General features: G+C 70.5%; 22 protein-coding genes. 12 read left to right on the forward strand and 10 right to left on the reverse strand.

Features of this window, described 5'->3' with window-relative positions:
* Positions 1–214: 214 nt before the first annotated feature.
* From FJM51_RS19475 to FJM51_RS19510, 8 genes are all read left to right on the forward strand, one after another.
* Entirely contained in the window at positions 215–1,252 is a 1,038-nt protein-coding gene (locus FJM51_RS19475; protein WP_140455806.1) for an NAD(P)-dependent alcohol dehydrogenase, read from the forward strand.
* A gap of 426 nt (positions 1,253–1,678) precedes the next feature.
* Entirely contained in the window at positions 1,679–2,563 is an 885-nt protein-coding gene (locus FJM51_RS19480) for a helix-turn-helix domain-containing protein (protein WP_140455807.1), read from the forward strand.
* Positions 2,564–2,660: 97 nt separating this feature from the next.
* On the forward strand, positions 2,661–3,566 hold the full coding sequence (locus FJM51_RS19485; RefSeq protein ID WP_140455808.1) for an ABC transporter substrate-binding protein: 906 nt from the start codon (positions 2,661–2,663) through the stop codon (positions 3,564–3,566).
* 67 nt (positions 3,567–3,633) lie between these two features.
* Complete coding sequence (locus FJM51_RS19490) at positions 3,634–5,136, forward strand: sugar ABC transporter ATP-binding protein (protein WP_140455809.1); 1,503 nt, start codon at positions 3,634–3,636, stop codon at positions 5,134–5,136.
* Positions 5,126–6,103, forward strand: coding sequence for an ABC transporter permease (locus FJM51_RS19495; RefSeq protein ID WP_140455810.1), 978 nt, complete (start codon positions 5,126–5,128; stop codon positions 6,101–6,103). The genes FJM51_RS19490 and FJM51_RS19495 overlap by 11 nt, the downstream gene beginning before the upstream one ends.
* A gap of 33 nt (positions 6,104–6,136) precedes the next feature.
* Complete coding sequence (locus tag FJM51_RS19500) at positions 6,137–6,868, forward strand: SDR family oxidoreductase (protein WP_140455811.1); 732 nt, start codon at positions 6,137–6,139, stop codon at positions 6,866–6,868.
* A gap of 29 nt (positions 6,869–6,897) precedes the next feature.
* Complete coding sequence (locus FJM51_RS19505; protein WP_140455812.1) at positions 6,898–8,514, forward strand: FGGY-family carbohydrate kinase; 1,617 nt, start codon at positions 6,898–6,900, stop codon at positions 8,512–8,514.
* A 64-nt stretch (positions 8,515–8,578) separates the two neighbouring features.
* Positions 8,579–9,304, forward strand: a complete 726-nt coding sequence (locus FJM51_RS19510) for an SDR family oxidoreductase (protein WP_140455813.1) — start codon at positions 8,579–8,581, stop codon at positions 9,302–9,304.
* Between the two features lie 101 nt (positions 9,305–9,405).
* Here the strand turns inward: FJM51_RS19510 and FJM51_RS19515 are convergent, their stop codons facing one another.
* The 8 genes from FJM51_RS19515 to FJM51_RS19550 all read right to left on the reverse strand — a co-directional run bounded on the left by FJM51_RS19515 (position 9,406) and on the right by FJM51_RS19550 (position 17,654).
* Positions 9,406–10,128 carry a TetR/AcrR family transcriptional regulator gene (locus FJM51_RS19515; RefSeq protein WP_140455814.1) on the reverse strand — a complete coding sequence of 241 codons (723 nt, stop codon included), beginning with the start codon at positions 10,126–10,128 and terminating at the stop codon, positions 9,406–9,408.
* 12 nt (positions 10,129–10,140) lie between these two features.
* A complete protein-coding gene (locus FJM51_RS19520; RefSeq protein ID WP_140455815.1) occupies positions 10,141–10,920 on the reverse strand; it encodes an SDR family NAD(P)-dependent oxidoreductase in 780 nt (259 codons plus the stop codon).
* Positions 10,917–12,524 carry an FAD-dependent oxidoreductase gene (locus FJM51_RS19525; protein ID WP_140455816.1) on the reverse strand — a complete coding sequence of 536 codons (1,608 nt, stop codon included), beginning with the start codon at positions 12,522–12,524 and terminating at the stop codon, positions 10,917–10,919. Before FJM51_RS19525 ends, FJM51_RS19520 begins: the two co-directional genes overlap by 4 nt.
* A gap of 1 nt (position 12,525) precedes the next feature.
* Positions 12,526–13,506 (reverse strand): aldo/keto reductase, encoded by a 981-nt coding sequence (locus FJM51_RS19530; RefSeq protein WP_140455817.1) that lies wholly within the window; start codon positions 13,504–13,506, stop codon positions 12,526–12,528.
* Positions 13,506–14,690, reverse strand: a complete 1,185-nt coding sequence (locus tag FJM51_RS19535; RefSeq protein ID WP_140455818.1) for an aromatic ring-hydroxylating oxygenase subunit alpha — start codon at positions 14,688–14,690, stop codon at positions 13,506–13,508. The genes FJM51_RS19530 and FJM51_RS19535 overlap by 1 nt, the downstream gene beginning before the upstream one ends.
* 11 nt (positions 14,691–14,701) lie before the next feature.
* Positions 14,702–15,760: an LLM class flavin-dependent oxidoreductase gene (locus tag FJM51_RS19540; protein ID WP_140455819.1), complete on the reverse strand. Its 1,059-nt coding sequence runs from the start codon at positions 15,758–15,760 to the stop codon at positions 14,702–14,704.
* Between the two features lie 14 nt (positions 15,761–15,774).
* Positions 15,775–16,665: an amino acid ABC transporter permease gene (locus FJM51_RS19545; RefSeq protein ID WP_140455820.1), complete on the reverse strand. Its 891-nt coding sequence runs from the start codon at positions 16,663–16,665 to the stop codon at positions 15,775–15,777.
* A gap of 62 nt (positions 16,666–16,727) precedes the next feature.
* Positions 16,728–17,654, reverse strand: coding sequence for an ABC transporter substrate-binding protein (locus FJM51_RS19550; RefSeq protein WP_181164644.1), 927 nt, complete (start codon positions 17,652–17,654; stop codon positions 16,728–16,730).
* A 450-nt stretch (positions 17,655–18,104) separates the two neighbouring features.
* On the opposite strand from FJM51_RS19550, the gene FJM51_RS19555 reads away from it, so the two are divergent.
* Genes FJM51_RS19555 through FJM51_RS19570 form a run of 4 tightly spaced genes read left to right on the forward strand, consistent with a single transcriptional unit; the run spans position 18,105 to position 21,379 of the window.
* A complete protein-coding gene (locus tag FJM51_RS19555; RefSeq protein WP_140455822.1) occupies positions 18,105–18,578 on the forward strand; it encodes a cucumopine synthase-related protein in 474 nt (157 codons plus the stop codon).
* 2 nt (positions 18,579–18,580) lie between these two features.
* Positions 18,581–19,006: a DUF3830 family protein gene (locus FJM51_RS19560; protein ID WP_140455823.1), complete on the forward strand. Its 426-nt coding sequence runs from the start codon at positions 18,581–18,583 to the stop codon at positions 19,004–19,006.
* A gap of 4 nt (positions 19,007–19,010) precedes the next feature.
* Positions 19,011–20,378: a type III glutamate--ammonia ligase gene (gene glnT / locus FJM51_RS19565; RefSeq protein WP_140455824.1), complete on the forward strand. Its 1,368-nt coding sequence runs from the start codon at positions 19,011–19,013 to the stop codon at positions 20,376–20,378.
* The gene (locus FJM51_RS19570; protein ID WP_140455825.1) at positions 20,378–21,379 is read left to right on the forward strand and encodes an alpha/beta fold hydrolase; all 1,002 of its coding nucleotides are present in this window, start codon (positions 20,378–20,380) and stop codon (positions 21,377–21,379) included. Before glnT ends, FJM51_RS19570 begins: the two co-directional genes overlap by 1 nt.
* A gap of 44 nt (positions 21,380–21,423) precedes the next feature.
* Here the strand turns inward: FJM51_RS19570 and FJM51_RS19575 are convergent, their stop codons facing one another.
* Positions 21,424–22,035, reverse strand: a complete 612-nt coding sequence (locus FJM51_RS19575; RefSeq protein WP_140455826.1) for a TPM domain-containing protein — start codon at positions 22,033–22,035, stop codon at positions 21,424–21,426.
* A complete protein-coding gene (locus tag FJM51_RS19580) occupies positions 22,035–22,841 on the reverse strand; it encodes a TPM domain-containing protein (protein WP_140455827.1) in 807 nt (268 codons plus the stop codon). Before FJM51_RS19580 ends, FJM51_RS19575 begins: the two co-directional genes overlap by 1 nt.
* Positions 22,842–22,851: the final 10 nt, after the last annotated feature.

The raw sequence follows: 22,851 nt of genomic DNA on the forward strand, positions 1-22,851 counted from the left end.
CGAATCATCGCCCCGCCGAGGCCTGACGGGCGGGCGGGCCGCGAGTGGCTCCGATGGCCGGGCTCCCGGAGAGTGATACGATTTTTCCTCCCCGCCGGGCTTCGCACGCGTGGCGGCGGAATTCCGTTTGCACACGCCGCGATCGCCCGCCATGAGCTTGCTCCCGGGGCCCCGCGCGCGGGCCCGGCAACGTCGGTTCAAGGAGGATGCCCGGATGAAGGCGCTGGTTCTGGAGGAGAAGCGCAGGCTCTCGCTGCGCGATTTCGATATCCCCGGCACGCTCGGGCCCAGGGACGTCCGGATCCGGACGCACACGGTCGGGATCTGCGGTTCGGACGTGCATTACTACACCCACGGCAAGATCGGCCCCTTCGTCGTCGAGGCGCCGATGGTGCTCGGGCACGAGGCCTCGGGAATTGTGATCGAGACCGGGGCGGAGGTCGCGCATCTGAAGCCCGGCGACCGCGTCTGCATGGAACCGGGGATCCCCGACCCGACCTCGCGCGCGGCCAAGCTCGGGATCTACAACGTCGACCCGGCGGTGACCTTCTGGGCGACGCCGCCGGTGCATGGCTGCCTCACCCCCGAGGTGATCCATCCGGCGGCCTTCACCTACAGGCTGCCCGAGAGCGTCTCCTTCGCCGAGGGCGCGATGGTCGAGCCCTTCGCGATCGGCATGCAGGCCGCGCTCCGGGCGCGGATCCAGCCCGGGGACGTCGCGGTCGTGACCGGCGCCGGCCCGATCGGGATGATGGTGGCGCTCGCCGCGCTCGCCGGCGGCTGCGCGAAGGTGATCGTCGCGGACCTCGCCCAGCCCAAGCTCGACATCATCGGCGCCTACGACGGGATCGAGACCGTCAACATCCGCGACCGCGCGCTCTCCGAGGCGGTCGCCGCGGCGACCGACGGCTGGGGTTGCGACGTCGTCTTCGAATGCTCGGGCGCGGCGCCGGCGATCCTCGGCCTGCCCGCGCTCGCGCGGCCGGGGGGCGCGATCGTGCTCGTCGGCATGCCGGTCGATCCGGTGCCCGTCGACATCGTCGGGCTCCAGGCGAAGGAACTCCGCGTCGAGACCGTGTTCCGCTACGCCAATGTCTACGACCGCGCGATCGCGCTCATCGCCTCGGGCAAGGTCGACCTGAAGCCGCTGATCTCGGCGAGCCTTCCCTTCGAGGACTCGGTCGCCGCCTTCGACCGCGCCGTCGAGGCGCGCGACACCGACGTGAAGCTCCAGATCGTCATGCCGGACTGACCGGCGCCGACCCGCGCCTTCGTCCCGGCGCCGCCGCGCGCCGGGATCGCGCCTGATCCGAAACGCGCCGTGTGCCATGCGGAAAAGTATGAGACGCGCGCCGCCACGAAGGCGAGGCGCGCCGCTTGCCAACACGCCCGAGACAAGACGATACCGATCGAAAGATCAGGTATTTAACTGGAGAACTTCAGGTAGGGCGATCTGCTCGCGCAAGCTTCTGCCGCGGCGCGGCGAAGCAGCGATGGATCATTTCCGCGAAACCGGTCGTTTTCCGACAGAACGCACGCAAAAAAGTATCGATCTTTTCTTCGCCTTGATGTGGAATCCGCCCCGGTCCCCAACCTAGGTTTCCGCTGCGTCCGGCGCGTCCGCAGAACAAGCGCCACCCGCTTCCCGGGGAAAGCGACGCAGGTTGGAGGAAGACCCGTGCAGCCAGATCTGGAACTGGTCCACATCCGCAAGGGCGAGTCCTTCGCCGCGTGGATGCATGGCTATCCGTTCCGGACGGTGCGCTGGCACTATCATCCCGAATACGAGATCCATCTCGTCACCGCGACCTCCGGAACCTTCTACGTCGGCGACTTCGTCGGCTCCTTCCGGCCCGGCCAGCTCATCATGACCGGGCCGAACCTGCCGCAGAACTGGATCAGCGACATCGCGCCCGGCGAGGTCGTGCCGCTGCGCTCGCTCGTGATCCAGTTCCCCGAGGCCTTCATCGAGGAGGCCAGCGCGGCCATGGCCGAGATGGAGGCGCTGCGCCCGCTCCTCGAGCGGAGCCGGCGCGGCCTGATCTTCGACGACGAGACGAGCGCGCGGGCGCGGCCGCTGATGGAGGCGCTGATCGAGGCGCGGGGCCTGCGCCGGCTCGCGCTCTTCTGGGAGATCCTCGATCTGCTCTGCCAGGCGCCCGGCCACGAGGTCCTGGCGAGCCTCAGCTTCGAACTCGACCTGACGCGCTTCGGCGACGGCGGGATCAACCGCGCGCTCGCCCATGTGCGCGAGCACCTGACCGAGCAGATCGAGGAGACCGAGCTCGCCGCGATGGTCGGCCAGAGCCAGAGCGCCTTCTCCCGCGCCTTCAAGCGCCACACCGGCACGACGCTCGTGCGCTACCGCAACCAGCTGAGGATCGACCTCGCCTGCCAGATGCTGCTGACCCACCCCGAGACCCGGGTGGCGCAGATCTGCTACGATGTCGGCTTCTCCAATCTCTCGAACTTCAACCGCCATTTCCTTCGCCTGAAGGGAATGTCGCCGTCCGAGTTCCGGACGACGTTCGCCGCCCAGAAAGCCATGGTCATGGCCGAATAAGCCCGCCTGACCGCGAAGATTTCACGAGTTCGAACGGCGCGGTGCCGTCCGAAGACGCGCGGGTGCTGCCTGCGACACCCCTTGGGAGGAACCCAGAATGAAAACAGCCCTTCTCACCGCCTCCGCCCTGCTGGCGCTGGCCACCGCCCCCGCGGTCGCCCAGGACCAGCTCAAGATCGGGATGACCTTCCAGGAGCTCAACAACCCCTATTTCGTCTCGATGCAGGAGGCGCTGAACGAGGCCGCCGCCTCGATCGGGGCCGAGGTGATCGTGACCGACGCCGGCCACGACGTCGCCAAGCAGATCTCCGACGTCGAGGACATGCTGCAGCAGAACATCGACATCCTGCTGCTGAACCCGACCGACAGCGCGGGCATCGAATCCGCCGTGCACGCCGCCAAGGCCGCGGGGGTGATCGTGGTCGCGGTCGATGCGAATGCGAACGGCCCGGTCGACACCTTCGTGGGCTCCAAGAACCGCGACGCCGGCTACATGTCCTGCAAGTACCTCGCCGAGTCGCTGAACGGCGAGGGCGAGGTCGCGATCCTCGACGGCATCCCCGTCGTGCCGATCCTCGAGCGCGTCGAGGGCTGCGAGGCGGCGCTCGCCGAGGCGCCGGGGATCACGCTCGTCGACACCCAGAACGGGCGGCAGGACCGCTCGGTCGCGCTCGGCGTGGTCGAGAACATGATCCAGTCGCATCCGGACCTCGCCGGGATCTTCTCGGTCAACGACGGCGGCGCCATGGGCGCGCTCGCCGCGATCCAGGGCTCGGGCCGCGACATCAAGCTCACCTCCGTCGACGGCGCGCCCGAGGCGGTGAAGGCGATCGCCGACGGCACGCCCTTCGTCGAGACCACCGCGCAGTTCCCGCGCGACCAGGTCCGCGTCGGCCTCGCCATGGCGCTCGCCCAGAAGTGGGGCGCCCGGGTGGTCCCGGCCCAGGTGCCGATCGACGTGCGCGTCGTCGACTCCGAGAACGCCGCCGACTTCAGCTGGTAAGGCGCAACCCTCCGCCGCTCTCCCCCCGCGGGGGAGCGGCGGTCCTCTCCGGCCACGAGGTGGGCACATGCTCGAACTGAACGGCATCAAGAAACGGTTTGGCAGGATCGAGGTCCTGCACGGCGTCGATCTGCGCGTCCACGCGGGCGAGGTCCACGCGCTTCTCGGCGAGAACGGCGCGGGCAAGTCGACGCTGATGAAGATCCTGACCGGGATCCTCCAGCCCTCCGAGGGCACGATCCGGATCGACGGCGCCGAGCGCCACTTCGCCGATTACGACGAGGCGATCGCCGCCGGCGTCGGGATCGTCTTCCAGGAGTTCAGCCTCATCCCCTATCTCGACGCGGTCGAGAACATGTTCCTCGGCCGCGAACTCCGGGGCCGGTTCGGGCTGCTCGACCGGCGCGCGATGCGGGCGCGGGCGCGCGAGATCATGCGCCAGCTCGCCGTCGACGTGCCGCTCGACGTGCCGGTGGCGCGCCTCTCCGTCGCCGAGCAGCAGTTCGTCGAGATCGCGAAGGCGCTGTCGCTCAATGCGCGGATCCTCGTGCTCGACGAGCCGACGGCGACGCTGACGCCCTCGGAGGTCGAGCACCTCTTCGCGGTGATGCGCGAGCTCCGCCGCCAGGACGTCGCGATCATCTTCATCTCGCACCATCTCGAGGAGATCTTCGAGATCTGCGACCGGATCACCGTGCTGCGCGACGGCCAGTTCGTCGGCAGCTGCGCGGTCTCGGAGGTCGACAACGACCGCGTCGTCGAGATGATGGTCGGCCGCCGGATCGAGAGCAGTTTCCCGCCCAAGCCCGGCGTCGACCCCGCCGCCCCCGTCGTGCTCGAGGCCGAGGAGGTCCAGCTCCGCCGGGGCGGCCCGGTCTCGCGTTTCGAGCTCCGCTCGGGCGAGATCCTCGGCTTCGCGGGCCTCGTCGGCTCGGGCCGGACCGAGACGGTGCTCGCGCTTCTCGGCGCCTATCCGGCCGCGCGCTGCAAGGTCCGGATGGACGGGGTGGAGAAGCGGTTCTCCGGTCCCGACGAGGGGCTGGCGCACGGGATCGGCCTCCTGCCCGAGAGCCGCAAGGACGAGGGGCTGATCACGAGCTTCTCGATCCTGCAGAACGTCTCGCTCAACAACTACGGCAAGTACCGCCGGAACCACTGGTTCATCGACCTGCGCAAGGAGCTCGACTGCACGACCGCCGCGATGGCGGCGGTGCGCGTCAAGGCCCAGGGCCCGCATGCCCGCGTCGACACGCTCTCGGGCGGCAACCAGCAGAAGGTCGTCATCGCGCGCTGGCTCAACCACGACATGCGCGTGCTGATCTTCGACGAGCCGACGCGCGGCATCGACGTCGGCGCCAAGGCCGAGATCTACGCGTTGATGCGCGCCTTCACCGCGCGCGGCCATTCGATCATCACCGTCTCCTCCGAACTGCCGGAGGTGATCGGCCTCTCGGACCGCGTCTGCGTCTTCCGCCAGGGCGGGATCGTCGCGACCGTCGAGGGCGCGGACATCAATTCGGAAACCATCATGACCCACGCGACAACCGGGAGAGTCGAACATGTCGCATGACACCGTCACCGCCCCCGAGGAGAAGGGCCGTGGGTTCAGCCCGGCGTCCCTGCTGCGCTCGCCCCTCGCGCTCCCCCTCATCGGGCTCATCGTCGTCTCCTGCCTCATGGGGCTCGCGAGCGACAATTTCTTCAGCCTCAACAACATCCTGAACGTGCTCCGGCAGGTCTCGGTGGTCGGCGTGCTCGCCGTCGGCATGACCTTCGTCATCCTCACCGGCGGGATCGACCTCTCGGTCGGCGCGGTGATGGCGCTCGTCGGCACGCTGAGCGCGGGGATGATGGTGAACATCGGCCTGCCGGCGCCGCTCGCGCTCGTGGCCGGGATCGCGCTCGGCCTCGCGCTCGGCGTCGTCAACGGGGCGCTCGTCGCCTGGGGCCGGATGCCCGCGATCATCGTGACGCTCGCGACGATGGGCATGGCACGCGGCCTCGGCCTCATCTATTCGGGCGGCTATCCGATCAGCGGCCTGCCGTCCTGGATCTCCTGGTTCGGCATCGGCCGGATCGGCGTGATCCCGGTCCCGGTCATCATGATGGCGCTCATCTACGCGGTCGCCTGGGTCGTGCTCCAGCGCACCGCCTTCGGGCGCCATGTCTACGCGATCGGCGGCAACGAGACCGCCGCGCGGCTCTCGGGCGTCAAGACCCGGCGGGTGCAGCTCGCGGTCTACGCGATCTCGGGCCTGACCGCGTCGCTCGCCGCCGTGATCCTGACCGGGCGGCTCATGAGCGGCCAGCCGAACGCCGGGGTGGGTTTCGAGCTCGACGCCATCGCGGCGGTCGTCCTCGGCGGCACCGCGATCGCCGGCGGCCGGGGCCTGATCCTCGGGACGCTGATCGGCGCGGTGCTGCTCGGCATCCTGAACAACGGCCTCAATCTCATGGGCATCAACCCCTACCTGCAGGACGTGATCAAGGGCTTCATCATCCTGCTGGCCATCTACATCGGGCGGGACTGGCGCTGAGCGCCGCCGCGATCTCTAAACCGGGAGAAGAGCATGTCTGAATCGCTGGCGGGCAAGATCGCCGTCATCACCGGCGCGGCCTCGGGTATCGGCCTCGCGACGACCGAGGCGCTCCTCGCGGAGGGCGCGAGCGTGGTCATGGTGGACTGGAACGAGGCCGCCCTCACCGAACTCGCCGGCAGGCTCGGCGACAGGGCGATCCCGCAGGTGACGAACCTGCTCGACGCCGCGAGCTGCGATGCGATGATCCCCGAGATCCTCGGCAAGGTCGATCACATCGACATCCTCTACTGCAACGCCGGCACCTATATCGGCGGCGACCTCACCGAGACGACGCCCGAGGCGATCGACCGGATGCTGAACCTCAACGTCAACGCGGTGATGAAGAACGTGCACGCGGTCGTGCCGCACATGTCCGCGCGCAAGACCGGCGACATCCTCGTCACCTGCTCGATCGCGGGGCATTTCCCGACCTACTGGGAGCCGGTCTACGCGGGATCGAAATGGGCGATCACCTGCTTCGTCCAGACGATGCGCCGGCAGATGATCCCGCATGGCGTGCGCGTCGGCCAGGTCTCGCCCGGGCCGGTGGTCTCGGCGCTGCTCGCCGACTGGCCGGAGGAGAACCTGCGCAAGGCGAAGGAATCGGGTTCGCTGATCGATCCGGGCGAGGTCGCCGACGCGGTCGTCTACATGCTGACGCGCAAGCGCACGGTGACGATCCGCGACATGCTGGTGCTGCCGACCAATTTCGACCGCGTCTGAGCGGGCGCGCCGGCCGGGGAGGGCCACCGATGGAGCGTTATCTCATTGGCATCGACGTCGGGACCGGCTCGGCCCGGGCCGGCGTCTTCGACACCGCCGGCAAGCTCCTCGTCACCGCGAAGCGCCCGATCGGGATGCATCGCGACGACGGCGGCGTCGCCGAGCAGTCGAGCGAGCAGATCTGGGAGGCGGTCACCGCCGCGACGCGCGAGAGCGTGGCGGAGGCCGGGATCGACCCCGCCGCCGTCGCCGGGATCGGCTTCGACGCGACCTGCTCGCTCGTCGTGCGCGGGCCCGGCGACGAGACCCTCCCCGTTGGAGATCCCGCCCATCCCGAGCGCGACGTCATCGTCTGGATGGACCACCGCGCGCTCGGCCAGGCCGAGCGGATCAACGCGGGCGACCACGCGGTGCTGCGCTACGTCGGCGGCCGGATCTCGCCCGAGATGGAGACGCCGAAGCTGCTCTGGCTGCGGGAGAACCGGCCCGAAATCTACGCGCGGGCGGCGCATTTCTTCGACCTGACCGACTTTCTGACCTGGAAGGCCACCGGCGCGACCGAACGCTCGGCCTGCACCGTCACCTGCAAATGGACCTATCTCGCGCATGAAGGGCGCTGGGACGCCGACTATTTCCGTGCGATCGGCCTGGGCGACCTCGCCGACGAGGGTTTCGCGCGGATCGGCGCGCGCGTGGTCGATCCCGGCACGCCGCTCGGCCAGGGACTGACCCCGGCGGCGGCCGGGGCGCTGGGGCTTCGCCCCGGCGTCGCGGTCGCGGCCGGGCTCATCGACGCGCACGCGGGCGGGGTCGGCACGGTGGCGGCGGGGGGCGATCCGACGCGCTGCCTCGGCTATGTCTTCGGCACCTCCTCCTGCACGATGACGACGACCGAGGAGCCGGCCTTCGTCCCCGGCGTCTGGGGCCCGTATTACTCGGCGATGGTGCCGGGCGCCTGGCTGAACGAGGGCGGGCAGTCGGCGGCGGGCGCCGCGATCGACCAGCTCACGCGGCTCCATCCCGCCGCCGCCGAGACCGAGGCGCTGGCGCGGGCGGCGGGCAAGTCGCTGCCCGGCTGGCTGGCGGACCGGGCGCTCGAACTCGCCGGTTCGGCGAGCGCGGCGGTCCGGCTCGCCGACGACTACCACGTGGTGCCCGAGTTCCTCGGCAACCGCGCCCCCTTCGCCGATCCCCACGCGCGCGCCGTCATCATGGGGCAGGGGCTCGAATCCGGCCCCGACTCGCTCGTCGCGCTCTATGTCGCGGGGATCTGCGGCCTCGGCTACGGCCTGCGCCAGATCATCGAGACCCAGGCGGAGCACGGCGCCCCGGTCGCGACGATCAGCGTGAGCGGCGGCGCGGGCGCCCATCCGCTGACGCGCCAGCTCCTCGCCGACGCGACCGGGCTTCCGGTCGAGATCACCGAATGCGCCGAGCCGGTGCTGCTCGGCTCGGCCATGCTCGGCGCGGTCGCGGCCGGCGTCCATCCGAGCCTGCGCGCGGCGATGCCGGCCATGTCGCGCGTCGCCACGCGCTGCGCGCCCGATCCCGCCACCCGCGCGCTCCAGGACGCGCGCCACGCGGCCTTCCTCGCCCTGCAGCGCGCCGCGCGGGAGATCCGCGCCTCCATCGGCGGCATCTCCTAGCAACGTCTCGCCGTCGCCCTCGCCGAGCACCTTCCCGCCTTTCCCCAGCATTCCCGAGGATCCCATGCAATTCACCGGCAAGTCCGTCATCATCACCGGCGCGGGCAAGGGCATCGGTCGCGCCTGCGCGCGCCTGATGGCCGAGCGTGGCGCCGAGGTCGTCGCGCTCAGCCGCACGCAGTCGGATCTCGACAGCCTCCGCGCCGAGATCGGCGGCCGCGCGATCGCGGTCGACCTCGCCGATCCCGCCGCCACCCGCGCCGCGATGGCCGAGGCCGGCGCCTGCGACTATCTCGTCAACAGCGCCGGCATCAACGTGCTCGAGAGCGTGCTCGAGATGACCGAGGCGGGCTACGAGGCGGTGCTCGGCATCAACCTGCGCGCCGCGCTTCTCACCTGCCAGGAATTCGCGCGCGCGCGGATCGCGGCCGGCGGCGGGGGGGCGATCGTGAACATCACCTCCATCGCCGGGCATCGCGGCTTCCAGGATCATCTCTGCTACGCGGCCTCGAAGGCCGGGCTCGAGGGCGCGACCCGGGTTCTGGCGAAGGAGCTCGGTCCCCACGGGATCCGCGTCAACGCCGTCGCGCCGACGATCACGCTGACCGAACTCGCCGCCGAGGCCTGGAGCGACGAGGCGAAGAGCGCGCCGATGATGGTCCGCCACCCGCTCGGCCGCTTCGCCGAGGCCGAGGAGGTCGCGCGGAGCATCGCGCTGCTCCTGTCCGGCGACGGCGCCATGATCACCGGGGCGGTCCTTCCGATCGACGGCGGCTTCCTCGCCGTCTGACCCAGGGAAGGGCGTCCGGAAGCACCCCGGATAATCATGCTTATGATGTGGCAGGCCCGGCGCGCCGGGGCCTCGCCCGGTCCCGGCGCCGCCCGGACATCCTAGCCGGTGGCGTCGGGGATCCTGAGATGGTCGAGGATGATCCGGCGCATCGTCTTGATCGCGCGGGCGTAGTTGAATGTCGGAAACATCACGTTGCGAAAGAGCGCGCCGTCGAGAAAGGTCGAGATGAAGAGCGCCGCGTCGCGTGCGTCGACCGGGCGGAACTCGCCCCGCGCGACGCCGTCGCGGATCGCCGCGCCGAGGACGTCCGCCTCCTGATCGTAGAAGGCGCGGATCGCCTGATCGACCAGCGGCGCGCGGTTGTGGGTGCTCGCATAGTCGAGGCTCATCTTCGCGACCTTCTGGAACTGGACGAACTGGCGGATATGCAGATCGATCCAGGCCGAGATGACCGCCTCCGGCGTGCGCGCCTCGCGCGTCACCGAGGCGAATTGCTCGAAGGCCTCCTCGACGACCCGGGCGATCGCCCGCATGAAAAGCTCTTCCTTGTTGTCGAAGTAGTAGTAGAGATGCGAGGGGTTCATCCCGGCGGCGAGCGCGATGTCCTTCACGGTGACGGTCGAATAGTTCTGCTCCGCGAAGAGGTCCAGAGCCACGCGGCACATGATGTCGGGCGGCGATCCCGCCGCGATCCTGAGCCGGCCGTCGCTCTCGCGCGCGGCCCGCGCGGCTCCCCGGCGGCGGACGCGGCGCGCCGGTCCCTCACCACCCGCCCGACGCTCCGCCGGGCCCTGGTCCACCTCGTCAGTCTCGCGGTCCACGCGCCGGTACCCTCACCCCTTGATGTACCAGGTGGTCGTGCTTCCGCCGTCGACCACGATCCGCTGACCCGTAACATAACGGGCGCCCGCGAGGTAGGCGACCGCTTCGGCCACCTCTTCCGGCGTGCCGGCCCGCGCGATCGGGATGCCGGTGACCTCGGCGGCGAGCGCGGGCTCGCGCGTCTCCCAGTCCGAGCCCGCCGACCGGATCGGGCCGGGGCAGACGCAGTTCACCCGGAGACCGAGCGGCGCCCATTCGACCGCCATCTGCCGGGCCGCGGCGACGACCGCCGCCTTGGCCGCCCCGTAGGCGCCGGCGCCCGGGTAGCAACGCAGGGCGGAGGCGCCGGCGATGCCGATGATCGCGCCCCCCTCGCCCGGGGCCGGCGCCTGTCCCATCGCGCGGGCGGCCGCGGTGGCGAAGTAGAAGAAGCCGCGGGCATGAAGATCGAAGAGCGCGTCCCAGTCGGCGGCCGGGAGGTCGAGGAGCCGGCCCGGGCGCGATCCGCCGGCGTTGTTGACGGCGATGTCGAGGCGCCCGGCGCGGTCGAGCGTCCCGGCCACGGCGGCGTCGACCGAGGCGCGGTCGCCGAGATCCATGGCGATCGCGCTCACCCGCGCGCCCTCGCGCGAGAGCTCCGCCGCCGCGGCGCGCGCGCCCTCCATGTCATGAAGGCCGGTCAGCACGACGCGCGCGCCGCCCCGTGCCAGCCGCCGCGCGATCGCGCGGCCGATGCCGCGCGCGCCGCCGGACACAAGCGCCACCTGTCCGTCGAAGGGTGCTTCGGTCATGCCTCGTCTCCCAGGATGCGCAGGGCGGCGATATAGCCCCAGGTCATGTTCGGCCCGAGCGTGGTTCCCGATCCGACCGCCCGCGTGCCGAACGGATTGGCCATCGCGACGCCCGCGCAGTAGAGGCCGGGTATCGGGGCGCCCGCCCGGTCGAGCACCCGGGCATGCGCGTCGATTCTCGGCCCGCCCTTCGTCGAGAGCAGGCAGAGGTTGAAGGGCAGCGCGACGAGCGGCGGCGCGATGGGCCGCAGGCGCTCCGGCCGGCGCCCGCCGGGGGCGAGAGGGTCGAGATGGCGGCCGAAATCGCGATCCTCGCCCGCCGCGGCGTCCGCGTTGAAGCGGAGCAGCGTTTCCGCGAGCGCGGCCGGCGGAACGTCGATGGCCGCGGCGAGACCGGCCGGAGAGCCGGCCTCCCGCGCCCAGCCCGGCGCGCGGGCGAGGAAGCGTCGCAGGAGCGGTGCGGTCCGGAGCGTGGCGCGATCGGTGACCATCCAGGCGGGCAGATGGCGCGAGGCGCCGGTCGCCGGGTCGCGCTCGGCGAGGACTTCGCCGAGATTGAAGAGGTATTCGTTGACGAAGCGCCGCCCGCCGCGGTCGACGAGGATCGCCCCCGGTTCGCGATGGTGGAACGTGCCGACCGGAAGCGGCGCGCCGTCGAGACGCGCCGGCAGCGCCGGGGCGATGTTCGCCTGATCCATCCGCGCCAGCCGCGCGCCGACCGCCTCCGCCATCCGGGCGGCGTCGCCGGTATTGCCCGGAGCGGAGGCGACGAGATCGACGGGCCCCGCGAAATGCCGCGCGCGCCGGGCCGTGTCGCGCTCGAACCCGCCCGAGGCGAGCACGACGCCGCGCCGCGCCCGGAGCTTCAGGGGTCCCCGCGCCGTGGCGCAGCTCACGCCGACGACGCGCCCGTCGCCACCGCGGCACAGCTCCACGACGCGGAGTCCGGTGGCCACGCGCCCGCCCGCGGCGCCGAGCCCGCGGGCGAGGCCCGCGACGAGCGCGGTGCCCTGCGCGCGGCGGCCAAGGAGAAGGCGCCCGGCGAGCCGGGGCGCCAGGCTGAACGCGGCGCGCCCCGGCCGATGCCAGGGGTCGTGCCGTCGCATTTCCTGATAGGTCAGCAGATGCGCCACATGGGGCGGCTGAAGCCGGAGGCCAGCCCGGCGGATCGGCCGGGGCGAGACCATCCGCCCCGTCGCGAGCGCGCCCGGCGCCTCCGGATACGGGTCCGCGTCGTCGGAGAGGGCGAAGCGGAGCGGCGTCGCCTGCTCGACGAAGGAGAGGCAGCGCGGCGCCTCGCGGGCGAAGGCTTCCCAGAGCGGGCCTTCCTCGGCCTCCCACCCCGCCGGGCTGACCGCGCGGATGTAGCGCAGCGCCGTCTCCGCGTCGTCCGCGATCCCGGCGGCGCGGGCGAGATGGTTGCCGGGGATCCAGATCCCGCCGCCCGACATCGCGGTCGTGCCGCCGATCCGGTCCATGCGCTCGGCGACGAGCACCGACAGCCCGCCCGCCGCGCAGGCGAGAGCCGCGGTCAACCCCGCGCCGCCGGAACCCACGACGATCACGTCGTATTCCGCCGAAAAGCCCGCGCGGCCCGCGGGCATCTCACGCGAAGCCGATCACGGCGCGCGGCCGGTAGGGCGCCTCGAGCGCGGCGATCTCCTCCAGGGAAAGCTCGAGGGTCAGGGCGGCCGCGGCGTCGGCGAGCTGCTCGGGCCGGGTCGCCCCGATCACCGGCGAGACGACGGGCTCCCTGCCGAGCAGCCAGGCGAGGGCGACCTGGGCGGGCTTCGCGCCGCGCGCGGCGGCGATTTCCACCACCTTGCCGACGATCTCCCGGTCGGCCGCGACCTCCTCGGCGTAGAGCGCGGGCGTGTAGCCGTCCGTCGCGGATCGCTCCGAACCCTCGCCCCAGGGGCGGGCGAGGCGGCCGCGCGCGAGCGGGCTCCACGGGATGACCCCCACGCCCGCGGCGCGGCAGAAGGGCAGCATTTCGCGCTCCTCCTCCCGGTAGAGCAGGTTGAGGTGGTTCTGCATCACGGTGAAGCGGGTCCAGCCATTGGCTTTCTGCGTCTCGATCGCGGTGACGAACTGCCAGGCGAACATAGAGGAGGCGCCGAGATAGCGCGCCTTGCCGGCCTTCACCACGTCGTGCAGCGCCTCCAGCGTCTCCTCGAGCGGGGTCGCATAGTCCCAGCGGTGGATCATGTAGACGTCGACGTGATCGGTGCCGAGCCGCTTCAGGCTCGCGTCGATCTCCGACAGGATCGCCTTCCGCGACAGGCCCGCGCCGTTCGGGCCGGGCCGCGTCCGGTTGTAGACCTTGGTCAGGATCACCACCTCGTCGCGCGGCACGGCGCCGAGCAGGAGCCGGCCGAGCGTCTCCTCGCTGCCGCCGTCGGAATAGGCGTTGGCGGTGTCGAAGAAGTTGATCCCGAGGTCGAGCGCCTTCGCGAAGAACGGCCGGCTTCCCTCCGCGTCGAAGAGCCAGCCGTGCCGGGGCGTCGGCCCGGTGGCGTAGCTCATGCAGCCGAGGCAGAGGCGCGAGACTTCGAGGCCGGTGCGGCCGAGCCTGGCGTAGTCCATCAGACGCTCTCCCCGATGCCGTCGCGCACCCAGTCCGCGAGCTGCCAGACCGGCATCTCCAGATGGCTGAGCCGCCCCGGACCCGCGAGCCGCGACTTCGCGCCGATCTGCTGCAGCGTGTTCACCTCGACGTCCTCCCGGGCGATCACCGCGCCCTTTTCCTTCGCCTGCGCCATCAGATCGGCGAATTCCGGGTTCTCGAGCGCCGAGCGGTGCACGAGGTGATGCCGGATCCACCAGGTCTCGCCCGCCGATTTCGGCAGGATCGTGGTCCAGCGCACCGAGTTGGCCGAGGTGCCCATCAGATGGTTCGGAAAAACGTGGTAGAGGTTGCCGGTCCGGATCTGCTCCTCGGTCCAGTCCGCGAAGACCGGCAGGCCGGGGGCGAGCGCGGCTTCGGTCGGCAGGTCGGCCCGGAGCGGGTGGCGCAGGCCGATCCAGCCCTGCTCCGGATCCTCCTTCACGAGCCCCCAGCTCTCGCCACCCGGATGGTGCGGCTGCAGCGTCTTCGCGTGCGCGCCGATGTGGTGGTAGCATTCCATGAAGGTCTCGACCGCGATCTTCCAGTTGAACGGGCAGGGAAATTCGGTCGAATAGCCGACGACGAGCTCGTCCATCGGGATATTGGCGAATTCCCGCGCGAGCCCGTCCATCCGGGGGCCGAGCGGCTCGGCGTCGCCCGAGAGGTTCACGTAGATCGAGCCGAGCACGATCTCCGAGCGGATCTCGGGCAGACGGCACTTCTTCGGATCGAACCCCAGCGCCTGATCCATGAAGGGCGCGGCCTTGAGTTGGCCGGTCAGGTCGTAGCCCCAGCGGTGGAACGGGCAGGAGAACATCTTCGCATTGCCCGCGCCCGAGACCACCGGCGCCCAGCGGTGCAGGCAGACGCGCGACATCACGCGGATCCGGTCGGGGCCGCGCACCACCACCATCGGCTCGCCGAGCAGGTCGAGGGTGAAATAGTCGCCCACCTCCGGGATCTGCGCGACATGGCCCACCACCATCCAGCCGGGGCGGAAGATGCGCTCGCGTTCGAGCGCGAAGAAGGCCTCCGTCGTGTAGGCGGCGGGGGGCAGGGTCTCGGCATCCGCCAGCGTCTGGCCCCGGCCGCCGTGCACCGCCGCGAGGATGCGCTCGGGCGCCCATTTCTCCAGGCTCTCGATCCGGGCGGGTTCGCTCATCGTGGTCTCCTTCAGGCGGTGGCGTCGGCCGGGGTGGCCGCGGTTTCGCGGCGGAGCACCGGCAGCACCTCCGCCCCGAAGCGTTCGAGCGCGCGCGCGGCCATCGCGAGCGGCATGTCGCCGAACTGGAAGAACATGTTGTAGTGCGTCGGGTTCATCGCCGCGCGCTCGGCGAGGATGCGCTCGGTCACCTGCGCGGCGGAGCCGATGATGACATTGTCGCGGAAGGTCTCGAGCGGCGGCTCGTCGGGCAGCGGCGGCGCGTCGATCATCGGCCCGGCATGGCCGATCTCCTTCGCGCGGAGCCCGGTCGCCATCCGGCCGACGAAGCGCGCGCAATCGGCGGCGATCAGCGCCTCGGCGGGGTCGTCGGTGACATGCACGTACTGCTGGACGCCGAGCCCGGTCGCGGGGAAGCCGGCGGCCGCCCAGTCGGCGCGGGTCTTTCGCCCCATCGCGATCAGCGCCTCCGACCCGCGCCATCCGGCGGTGATGAACGGCGTGGCGCCGAGCGGCCCGAGGCGGGCGATGATCCGGGGATCGCCGCCGGTCACATAGAGCGGCGGCAGGGGCGTCTGGACCGGGCGGAGCAGCATCGGCGCCTCGGGCAGGCCGAGCGCGCGGGCGGAACCCGTCACCGCGCCGGTGGTCAGCGCCTCCTCCAGAACATCCCAGTACTTCAGGAAGATGTCGCCCCGCGTCGTGACATCGACGCCGTAGCGGTCGAACTCGAACGGCTGGTAGCCGGTGCCGACGCCGAGCACCAGCCGCCCGCCCGAGAGCTGGTCGACCAGCGCGATCTCCTGCGCGACCCGCATCGGCTGGTAGAGCGGCAGCACGATCACCGCCGTGCCGAGCCGGATCCGCCGCGTCAGCCCGGCCATGTGCGCGGCCATCATCAGCGGCGAGACCGAGACGGAATAGTTGGTGAAATGGTGCTCGGCGAACCAGGCGGTGTCGAGGCCGATCTCCTCGGCGAGCCCGACCATCAGCTTGGCATCCGCCACCACGCCGGGCACGCCGCGCGGGTGCTGGCGGTAGGACATCAGGTTGAACAGCCCGAATTCCATGGCGTCGTCTCCGGTCAGGCGGGGTTGGTGGTCGTGGCGCGGGCCGTGTGGCCGCGGTTGTAGTAGGCTTCGATCCGCGCCTGTATCAGCGACAGCGCCGTGGTCGCGACGAGGTACCAGACGCAGGCGACGATCAGCATCGGGATGGTCTGGAAGGTGCGCGAATAGATCGTCTGCACCGAATAGAGCAGGTCCCAGAGCGCGACGATCGAGACGATCGACGTGGTCTTGAGCATCCCGATCGTCTGGTTGCCGGTCGGCGGCACGATGAAGCGCATCGCCTGCGGCAGCACGATCAGGAACAGACCCTGCCGCCGCGAGAGGCCGAGCGACTTCGCCGCGTCGTCCTGGCCGGGCGGCACGCTCTTCAGCCCCGCGCGCACGATCTCGGCCATGTAGGCGCCCTCGTTGAGGCCGAGCCCGAGGATCGCCGCCGTGTAGGGGGTGATCAGGTCGTTGAACGAGCCGGTGAGGAAGGTCACGTCGGTGAAGGGGATGCCGATCCGGTATTTCGGATAGAGCGCGGCGAGATTGTACCAGAAGATGAGCTGCACCAGCACCGGCGTCCCGCGGAAGAACCAGGTGTAGGCGGCGGCGAAGGCGCGGGCCGGCGGGCTGCCGTGCGTCGTCATCAGCGCGAGCAGGATGCCGATCGCGACCCCGATCACCATCGTGACGGCGGTGAGCCAGAGCGTCGTGAGGAAGCCCCCGAGCACGGTGGACGAAAAGAGGTACTGCCCCACCACCGGCCACTGGAAGCGCGGGTTGGTGGCGACGCTCCAGGCGAGCCCGATGCCGATGGTGGCCATCAGGACGGCGGCGACGACGGCGCTCCAGCGCACCTCCTCCCAGCGGAAGAGCGGTGCGCGGGGCGGGCGGTCGTGCTCGGTTTCGCTTTTCATCATGGCTCCGGCTCTCTCCGACGGGGGTGCGAGGGGCCCGCGCCGGACGCGGCCCCCCCGGGGGATCAGGGCAGCGGCTTCGTCGTCGTCATGTTCACGCCGAAATCCGAGAGCGCGGCGTGCTTGAGGTTCCATTTCGCGAAGATCGCATCATAGGCCCCGTCCGCCTTGAGTTTGGTGAGCGCCGCGACGAGCGCTGCCTTCAGCGGTTCGTTCTCCTTGGCGACGACGATGCCGAGGTAGTGCTTCTCCTCCAGCGGATCGGGCATCGAGCCGATGTCCACGGGGTTGTTGGCCCGGATCTCGTCCACCGCCGAGCCCTCGGAGAGAGCGAAGTCGATCCGGCCGGAGAAGAGCGCGAGCAGCACGGCGGATTGCTGCGGGAATTCGCCGATCTCGATCGGCTCCAGCCCCTGCTCCACGCACCAGTCGTTGAACCCGGAGAGCCGGGTCAGGAAGTCGGTGCCCGACTGGCCGGCGGTGGTGAGCCCGCAGAAGGATTTCGGATCCTCGGCCACGATCGTGTCGTTCGAGGCGAGATAGTAGAACTGGTTGCCGTAGGTCAGCGAATGGTTGACGAAATCGACCACCTCCTCGCGCTCCGGCCGGTCGGTGATGCATTCCATCGCCGCGTCGTAGCGCCCGCCCTGCACGCCGGGGATGAGCCCCGCGAAGTCGATCGAGGACACCTCGAGCGTCACGCCCATCACCTGCGCCAGCGCGTCCCAGATGTCGACCTCGTAGCCGACCATCTTCTTTTCCGAGTCGAACCACTGGCAGGGCGGATAATTCGCATCCGTCGCCATCTTCAGCACGCCGGTTTCCCGGATCGCCTCGGGCAGAAGCGCGTGGATCGCGGGATCCTCCTTCTGCTCGGGGATCGGCGTCTTCGGATAGGCGTCCTGCGCCAGCGCCGGGGCGAGGCCGGCGAGACTCGCCGCGAGCGCGGCCACGAGCGTCGGGAGGCGGAAGGGACGAACGGGTATCGGCATGGTCTCTCCATGGAAGCGGCGGGCGCGGCGGCCGGCTGGGAGGGCAGGCATTTGATCGTTCGTTCAAACCTGACGGTCCGGGGGCCGGCGTGGCTACCGCGATCCGCGGGGGCCGGGCGAAAATCGGGATCCGGGGGGCTACTTGCCGCATTAATTCGCCATGACACAGGCTAATGATCATTTATTGCCCAGGATGTTATCGATGCGGCAAGAATCAGCGATTCGTCGTCTGTTTCGAGGCAGATCGAGGCGAATCCAGTCATCCACCCCTCCGTTCACGCCGGATCCAAGCGCTTGGAATCGGCCTCGCCAAACTCGGGATCGTCAGCCTTTCCAGTATCTTCGCAGCCCGGAAGATAGGGAAAACGGTCGCTTCCGAAAAATCTGTTTGAATGTTTGATCAAACCACGCTCAGCTTGGGCGACCAGGAGAACACCCCAGGAGAACGGAATGACGGTGGAAGAGGCGATCGCGCGCTTCGAGGCGGAGCGCGAGAAGATATGGATGAGTTCGCCCGAGGACGTGACGGCGCTCGGCCAGGGGATCGTGCCGCGGCGCACCGGCGCGCGCGGTCAGTACCTCTCCACCATCATCTTCGCCGAGGGCGAGGCGCGCACCTTCGCCGACGAGATGCTCTGGGGCATCATCCGCGTCTGCGAGGACACGACGGCCGATCTCGCCACGCTCCAGGCGCTGATCGACCAGATCATCGGCTACAAGGCGTCCTTCTTCGACTTCGTCTCGCTGCCCTCGGCGGCGGAGATGACGCGGCTCTACGTGGAGGCGGCGAAGCTCTGCGAGACCACGGACGAGCTCGCCCGGCTCTCCCACGCCGCGCTCGGCTATGCGAACCGGCTGCACATGTGGGTCGACTACATCCTGCCCTGGGGACTCGGCGACGCCTTCCGGCGGAAGGAGGCGTGAGCATGCGGCTCGTTCTCGACATCGCCGGCAAGGACATCTGCGAGATCGACGTCTGGGAGGACAAGGTCCCGAACCTCTGCGCCCAGTTCCGCGAGAAGCTGCCGATGACCTCGATGCTCCAGCACGGCAAGCTGCTGGGGGATCTCATCTTCTTCACGATGCCGATCGTGGCGCCCTGGGAAAACCGCTACCTGACCGAGGAAGTGGGCGCCGAGCGGGTCGCGAAATACGGGAGCCCGGCGGGCGCCGTCTGCTTCTACAGCCCGCGCCAGCAGTTCTGCGTCGTCTACGGCGACGAGGCCTCCGACGAGCCGCTGCCGATCTCCTATATCGGCGAGGTCGTCTCGGGGTCGCTGGAACTGAAGATCGCGGGACTGGAAACGTGGTTCGACCAGAGCCGCACGGTCACCCTCAGGATCGCGGAGTAAGCGCATGGCCTTCGACATGACCGACGAGGCGATCGCCGCGCTCCAGGCGGAGCTGGCGGCGAAGGGCGTACGCTACTGCGTCGGCGCCTACGTGGACATTCATGGCGTCCAGAAGGGCAAGGTGGTTCCCCTGCCCCATCTCGCACATATGGCGCATGGCTCGGAACGCTACACCGGCTACGCGCTCGACGGGCTCGGCCAGGCGCCGAACGACGACGAGATCACCTCGATCCCCGACTTCGGCCACGTGATCCAGCTGCCCTGGGAGCCGAGGATCGCCTGGATGCCGGCGGACAACCATTTTCAGGGCGCCCCCTATCCGCTCTCGACACGCGTCGCGCTGAAGGCGCAGCTCGAGAAGGCGGCGGAGCTCGGCTTCGGCTTCGACCTCGGGATCGAGGCGGAGATCTTCCTGCTGCGCCGGACCGCCGCCGGGCTCGAAGTGCCGAGCCCGAACGACACGCTGGTGAAGCCCTGCTACGACCTGAAGGGCTTCCTCGACAATTTCGGCTGGCTCGACAGGATGGCCTCGACCATCGACGCGCTCGGCTGGGATCTCTATTCCTTCGACCACGAGGATGCGAACGGCCAGTTCGAATTCGACTTCCGCTTCGCCGACGCGCTCACCACCTGCGACCGGCTGACCTTCTTCCGGATGATGGCGAAGCACTACGCCGAGGAGGAGGGGCTGATCGCGACGATGATGCCGAAGCCCTTCGCGGACCGCACCGGCAACGGCGCGCATTTCAACATGTCGCTCCGCGATCTCGCGAGCGGCGCCAACGCCTTCGCCTGCGACCCGGCGGAGGATCCGCGTGGGCTCGGCCTCACCGCGACCGGCTATCACTTCATCGGCGGCATCCTCGCGCATGGCCGCGCGCTCTGCGCGGCGCTGGCGCCGACGGTCAACAGCTACAAGCGGCTGGTGCGGCGGGGCGCCATGGCGGGATTCAGCTGGGCGCCGGTGTTCAACTCGTATGGTTCCAACAACCGCACCAATTCGGTGCGCGTGCCGGCGGGCGGCGGGCGCTGCGAGAGCCGGAACGCGGACGGCTCGGTGAATCCCTATCTCGCCGCGACGCTCGTGCTCGCGGCCGGGCTCGACGGGGTGAAGCGCGCGCTCGATCCGGGCAAGCCGAACGATGACAACCTCTACGAGCTTACCGAGGCCGAGCGCGCGACGCGCGGCATCGAGTTCCTGCCGCAGACGCTGCTCGAGGCGGTCGAGGCCTTCGAGGCGGATCCGCTGGTGGAGGAGACGCTCGGCACCGCGCTTCGCGACGAATTCGCGCTCTACAAGCGCCAGGAGTGGAACGAGTACCACCTGACGGTCGGCGCCTGGGAAACCGAGCGCTACAGCCAGCTGTTCTGATGGACCTGCCCGAGCTCCGGCGCTTCTCCCTCGGCGACCTGCCGCTCTCGGGCGGCGGCCGCCTCCGGGACGCGGTCCTCACCTATCGCCTCTGGGGGGAGAGGGACGCGCCCGCGGTGCTCCTGCCCTCCTATTACACCGGAACGAGCGCCTCCCAGACCGGGATCATCGGGCCCGGGCGGGCGCTCGATCCGGAGCGGCTTCTCATCATCGCGACCGACCTCTTCGGCAATGGCGTCGCGACTTCGCCCAGCCATCGGAACGGCAGGGAGCGGGAGGCCTTCCCCGGCGTGTCGGTCGAGGACAACGTCCGGGCCCAGGCCAGCCTTCTCGACGCGCTCGGCATCGGCCGGCTCGCGCTCGTCCAGGGGTGGTCGCTCGCCGCGATCCAGGCCTGGCACTGGGCGGCGATGTTTCCGGACCGGGTGGAGGCCATCCTCCCCGTCTGCGGCGCGACCGGCTGCTGGCCGCTGAACCGCGTGTTCCTGTCCGGGCTGCGGGCGGTTCTGGAGGCCGACCCGGATTTCGCCGGCGCCGCGCCCGGACCGGGGAACGCCCCCCGGGCGCTCCGCGCCTTCGGCAGGGTCTACGCCGGCTGGGCCTATTCGCCCGCGTTCTGGCGCGACGCGCGCTGGCGCGAGCTCGGCTTCGACGGCGCCGGGGCGGTGCTCGACTGGTGGGAGCGGGATCATCTGCTCTGGGACGCGCATGATCTCGCGGTGGCGCTTGCGACCTGGGAAGGCGCGGATCTCGCCCGCGCGACCGGGGCGCCGGATCTCGCCGCGGCCCTCGCCAGGGTCACCGCCCGGGTGATCGCGATGCCCGGCGAGACGGACCGCTACTTCACGCCGGAGGAAAACGCCCTCGAGATCGCCGCCGTCGCGCGCGGAGAGCTGCGGCCCCTGCGCTCCGCCTTCGGTCATTGCGCCGGAGCGCCGGGCCGCGTCGCCGCCGACAGCGCGGAAGTCGAGAAGGCGACACGCGCGCTGCTTCCGGCCTGACCGGGACGCGCGCTGATCGCGGCGGGCGCGCCCGCCCGAAGGGGTCAGATGAAATAGATCCGGTCGGGCAGTTCGTTCGCGCTCTCGCTCGTGCTCGGGAACTCCCGGACCAGCACCGCGCCGCAGGATTCGATCGCCGCGACGAAGCCGTCGGCGACCCGGCCTTCGCGCAGATGCGCGACGAGCGCGTCGACGGCGTCCTGCCAATGGGACTGGGGAACACGCGCCGCGACGCCCTCGTCGGCGATGACGCGGGCGTAATGTTCGGCGAGGGAGACGAAAATCAGGATGCCCGACCGGTCGCGCTTGCGCGAGACCGAGCGGGTGTAGAACTGCTCGGTCGCGACGCGGAACGCCATCGCGCGCCGCGCCCGCCGGGGGATCAGCCAGGCGCGCGCCCGGGGCGGCGACAGCGCGAGCGCCAGCGCCACGAACACCGCGAGCTGGAGCGTGAGGATGCTCGTGACCGGCAGCGCGGTGAAGGCGATGAGCAGCCAGGGCGCCGCCAGCGCCGCGAGCGCGGCGATCAGGATGGGCAGCGCGCCGCTGTCGGCCGACTGCTCGGCGAGCACGCAGACGATTTCGCCGGTGCTCCGCGCCTCGACCGCGCGGATGGCGGCGACGATCCTGTCGTGATCCTCGGGGGACATTTCCATCACCAGCTCCCCGACGCGCCGCCGCCGCCCGACGAGCCGCCGCCGCCGGAGAATCCGCCACCGCCGCCGCTCCATCCGCCGCCGCCCGAACGGCCGCCCCGGTACTGGCCCGACCGTCCGCCCCCTTGGCTGATCAGCATGCCGAAGAGCATCGCGTTCACGAAGCGGCGGAACCCGCGCGACAGGATGAAGAGGGCGACGAAGCCGAAGAAGAGGAGGGCGGCGGGCCAGCCGGCCGCGTCGCCCTCCGGCGCGCGGTCGAGGCGGAGCTCCGGCCGCGCCTCCCATTCGGAGGCGTCCGTGGTCAGCACGGTGATGATGTCGTCGACGCCGCGCGCGACGCCGCCGTCGAAGTCGCCCGCCTTGAACCGGGGCGTGATGGCATTGGTGATGATGACCTTCGAAAGCGCGTCGGTCAGCGTTCCCTCCAGGCCGTAGCCGACCTCGATCCGCACGCGGCGCTCGTTCGGCGCGACGAGCAGGAGCGCGCCGTTGTTCCTGTCCGCCTCCCCGAGCTTCCAGGCGCGGAAGAGCCCGTTGGCGTAGGGCTCGATCTCCTGGCCCTGGAGCGAGGGCACGGTGGCGACGACGAGCTGGATGCCCGAGCGCTGCTCCAGCGCGGCGAGCTTCGGCTCGAGCGCGGCCTCCGCCTCCGGCGAGAGGATCCCGGCCTCGTCGACGACCCGGCCGGTCAGCGGCGGGAAGCTCTGCGCCGCGGCCAGCGTCGCGAGAAAGGCGAGGGCGAGCGCGGCGAGGGCGAGGAGCGGGCGCCCCGGGCTCAGGCGCGCGAGATCGCGGGTGCTCATCTGGCCCCCC

It is taken from the genome of Amaricoccus solimangrovi (assembly GCF_006385685.1).
In the GTDB taxonomy this organism is placed as follows: domain Bacteria; phylum Pseudomonadota; class Alphaproteobacteria; order Rhodobacterales; family Rhodobacteraceae; genus Amaricoccus; species Amaricoccus solimangrovi.

Excerpts from the sequence above, each read along its gene's own strand:
- FJM51_RS19550 (WP_181164644.1), bottom strand. The coding sequence starts at position 17,654 with ATGCCGATACCCGTTCGTCCCTTCCGCCTCCCGACGCTCGTGGCCGCG.
- FJM51_RS19570 (WP_140455825.1), top strand. The coding sequence starts at position 20,378 with ATGGACCTGCCCGAGCTCCGGCGCTTCTCCCTCGGCGACCTGCCGCTC.
- FJM51_RS19500 (WP_140455811.1), top strand. The coding sequence starts at position 6,137 with ATGTCTGAATCGCTGGCGGGCAAGATCGCCGTCATCACCGGCGCGGCC.
- FJM51_RS19555 (WP_140455822.1), top strand. The coding sequence starts at position 18,105 with ATGACGGTGGAAGAGGCGATCGCGCGCTTCGAGGCGGAGCGCGAGAAG.
- FJM51_RS19580 (WP_140455827.1), bottom strand. The coding sequence starts at position 22,841 with ATGAGCACCCGCGATCTCGCGCGCCTGAGCCCGGGGCGCCCGCTCCTC.
- FJM51_RS19505 (WP_140455812.1), top strand. The coding sequence starts at position 6,898 with ATGGAGCGTTATCTCATTGGCATCGACGTCGGGACCGGCTCGGCCCGG.
- FJM51_RS19540 (WP_140455819.1), bottom strand. The coding sequence starts at position 15,760 with ATGGAATTCGGGCTGTTCAACCTGATGTCCTACCGCCAGCACCCGCGC.
- FJM51_RS19545 (WP_140455820.1), bottom strand. The coding sequence starts at position 16,665 with ATGATGAAAAGCGAAACCGAGCACGACCGCCCGCCCCGCGCACCGCTC.
- FJM51_RS19510 (WP_140455813.1), top strand. The coding sequence starts at position 8,579 with ATGCAATTCACCGGCAAGTCCGTCATCATCACCGGCGCGGGCAAGGGC.
- FJM51_RS19495 (WP_140455810.1), top strand. The coding sequence starts at position 5,126 with ATGTCGCATGACACCGTCACCGCCCCCGAGGAGAAGGGCCGTGGGTTC.
- FJM51_RS19575 (WP_140455826.1), bottom strand. The coding sequence starts at position 22,035 with ATGGAAATGTCCCCCGAGGATCACGACAGGATCGTCGCCGCCATCCGC.
- FJM51_RS19490 (WP_140455809.1), top strand. The coding sequence starts at position 3,634 with ATGCTCGAACTGAACGGCATCAAGAAACGGTTTGGCAGGATCGAGGTC.
- FJM51_RS19485 (WP_140455808.1), top strand. The coding sequence starts at position 2,661 with ATGAAAACAGCCCTTCTCACCGCCTCCGCCCTGCTGGCGCTGGCCACC.
- glnT (WP_140455824.1), top strand. The coding sequence starts at position 19,011 with ATGGCCTTCGACATGACCGACGAGGCGATCGCCGCGCTCCAGGCGGAG.
- FJM51_RS19475 (WP_140455806.1), top strand. The coding sequence starts at position 215 with ATGAAGGCGCTGGTTCTGGAGGAGAAGCGCAGGCTCTCGCTGCGCGAT.
- FJM51_RS19535 (WP_140455818.1), bottom strand. The coding sequence starts at position 14,690 with ATGAGCGAACCCGCCCGGATCGAGAGCCTGGAGAAATGGGCGCCCGAG.
- FJM51_RS19520 (WP_140455815.1), bottom strand. The coding sequence starts at position 10,920 with ATGACCGAAGCACCCTTCGACGGACAGGTGGCGCTTGTGTCCGGCGGC.
- FJM51_RS19525 (WP_140455816.1), bottom strand. The coding sequence starts at position 12,524 with ATGCCCGCGGGCCGCGCGGGCTTTTCGGCGGAATACGACGTGATCGTC.
- FJM51_RS19530 (WP_140455817.1), bottom strand. The coding sequence starts at position 13,506 with ATGGACTACGCCAGGCTCGGCCGCACCGGCCTCGAAGTCTCGCGCCTC.
- FJM51_RS19560 (WP_140455823.1), top strand. The coding sequence starts at position 18,581 with ATGCGGCTCGTTCTCGACATCGCCGGCAAGGACATCTGCGAGATCGAC.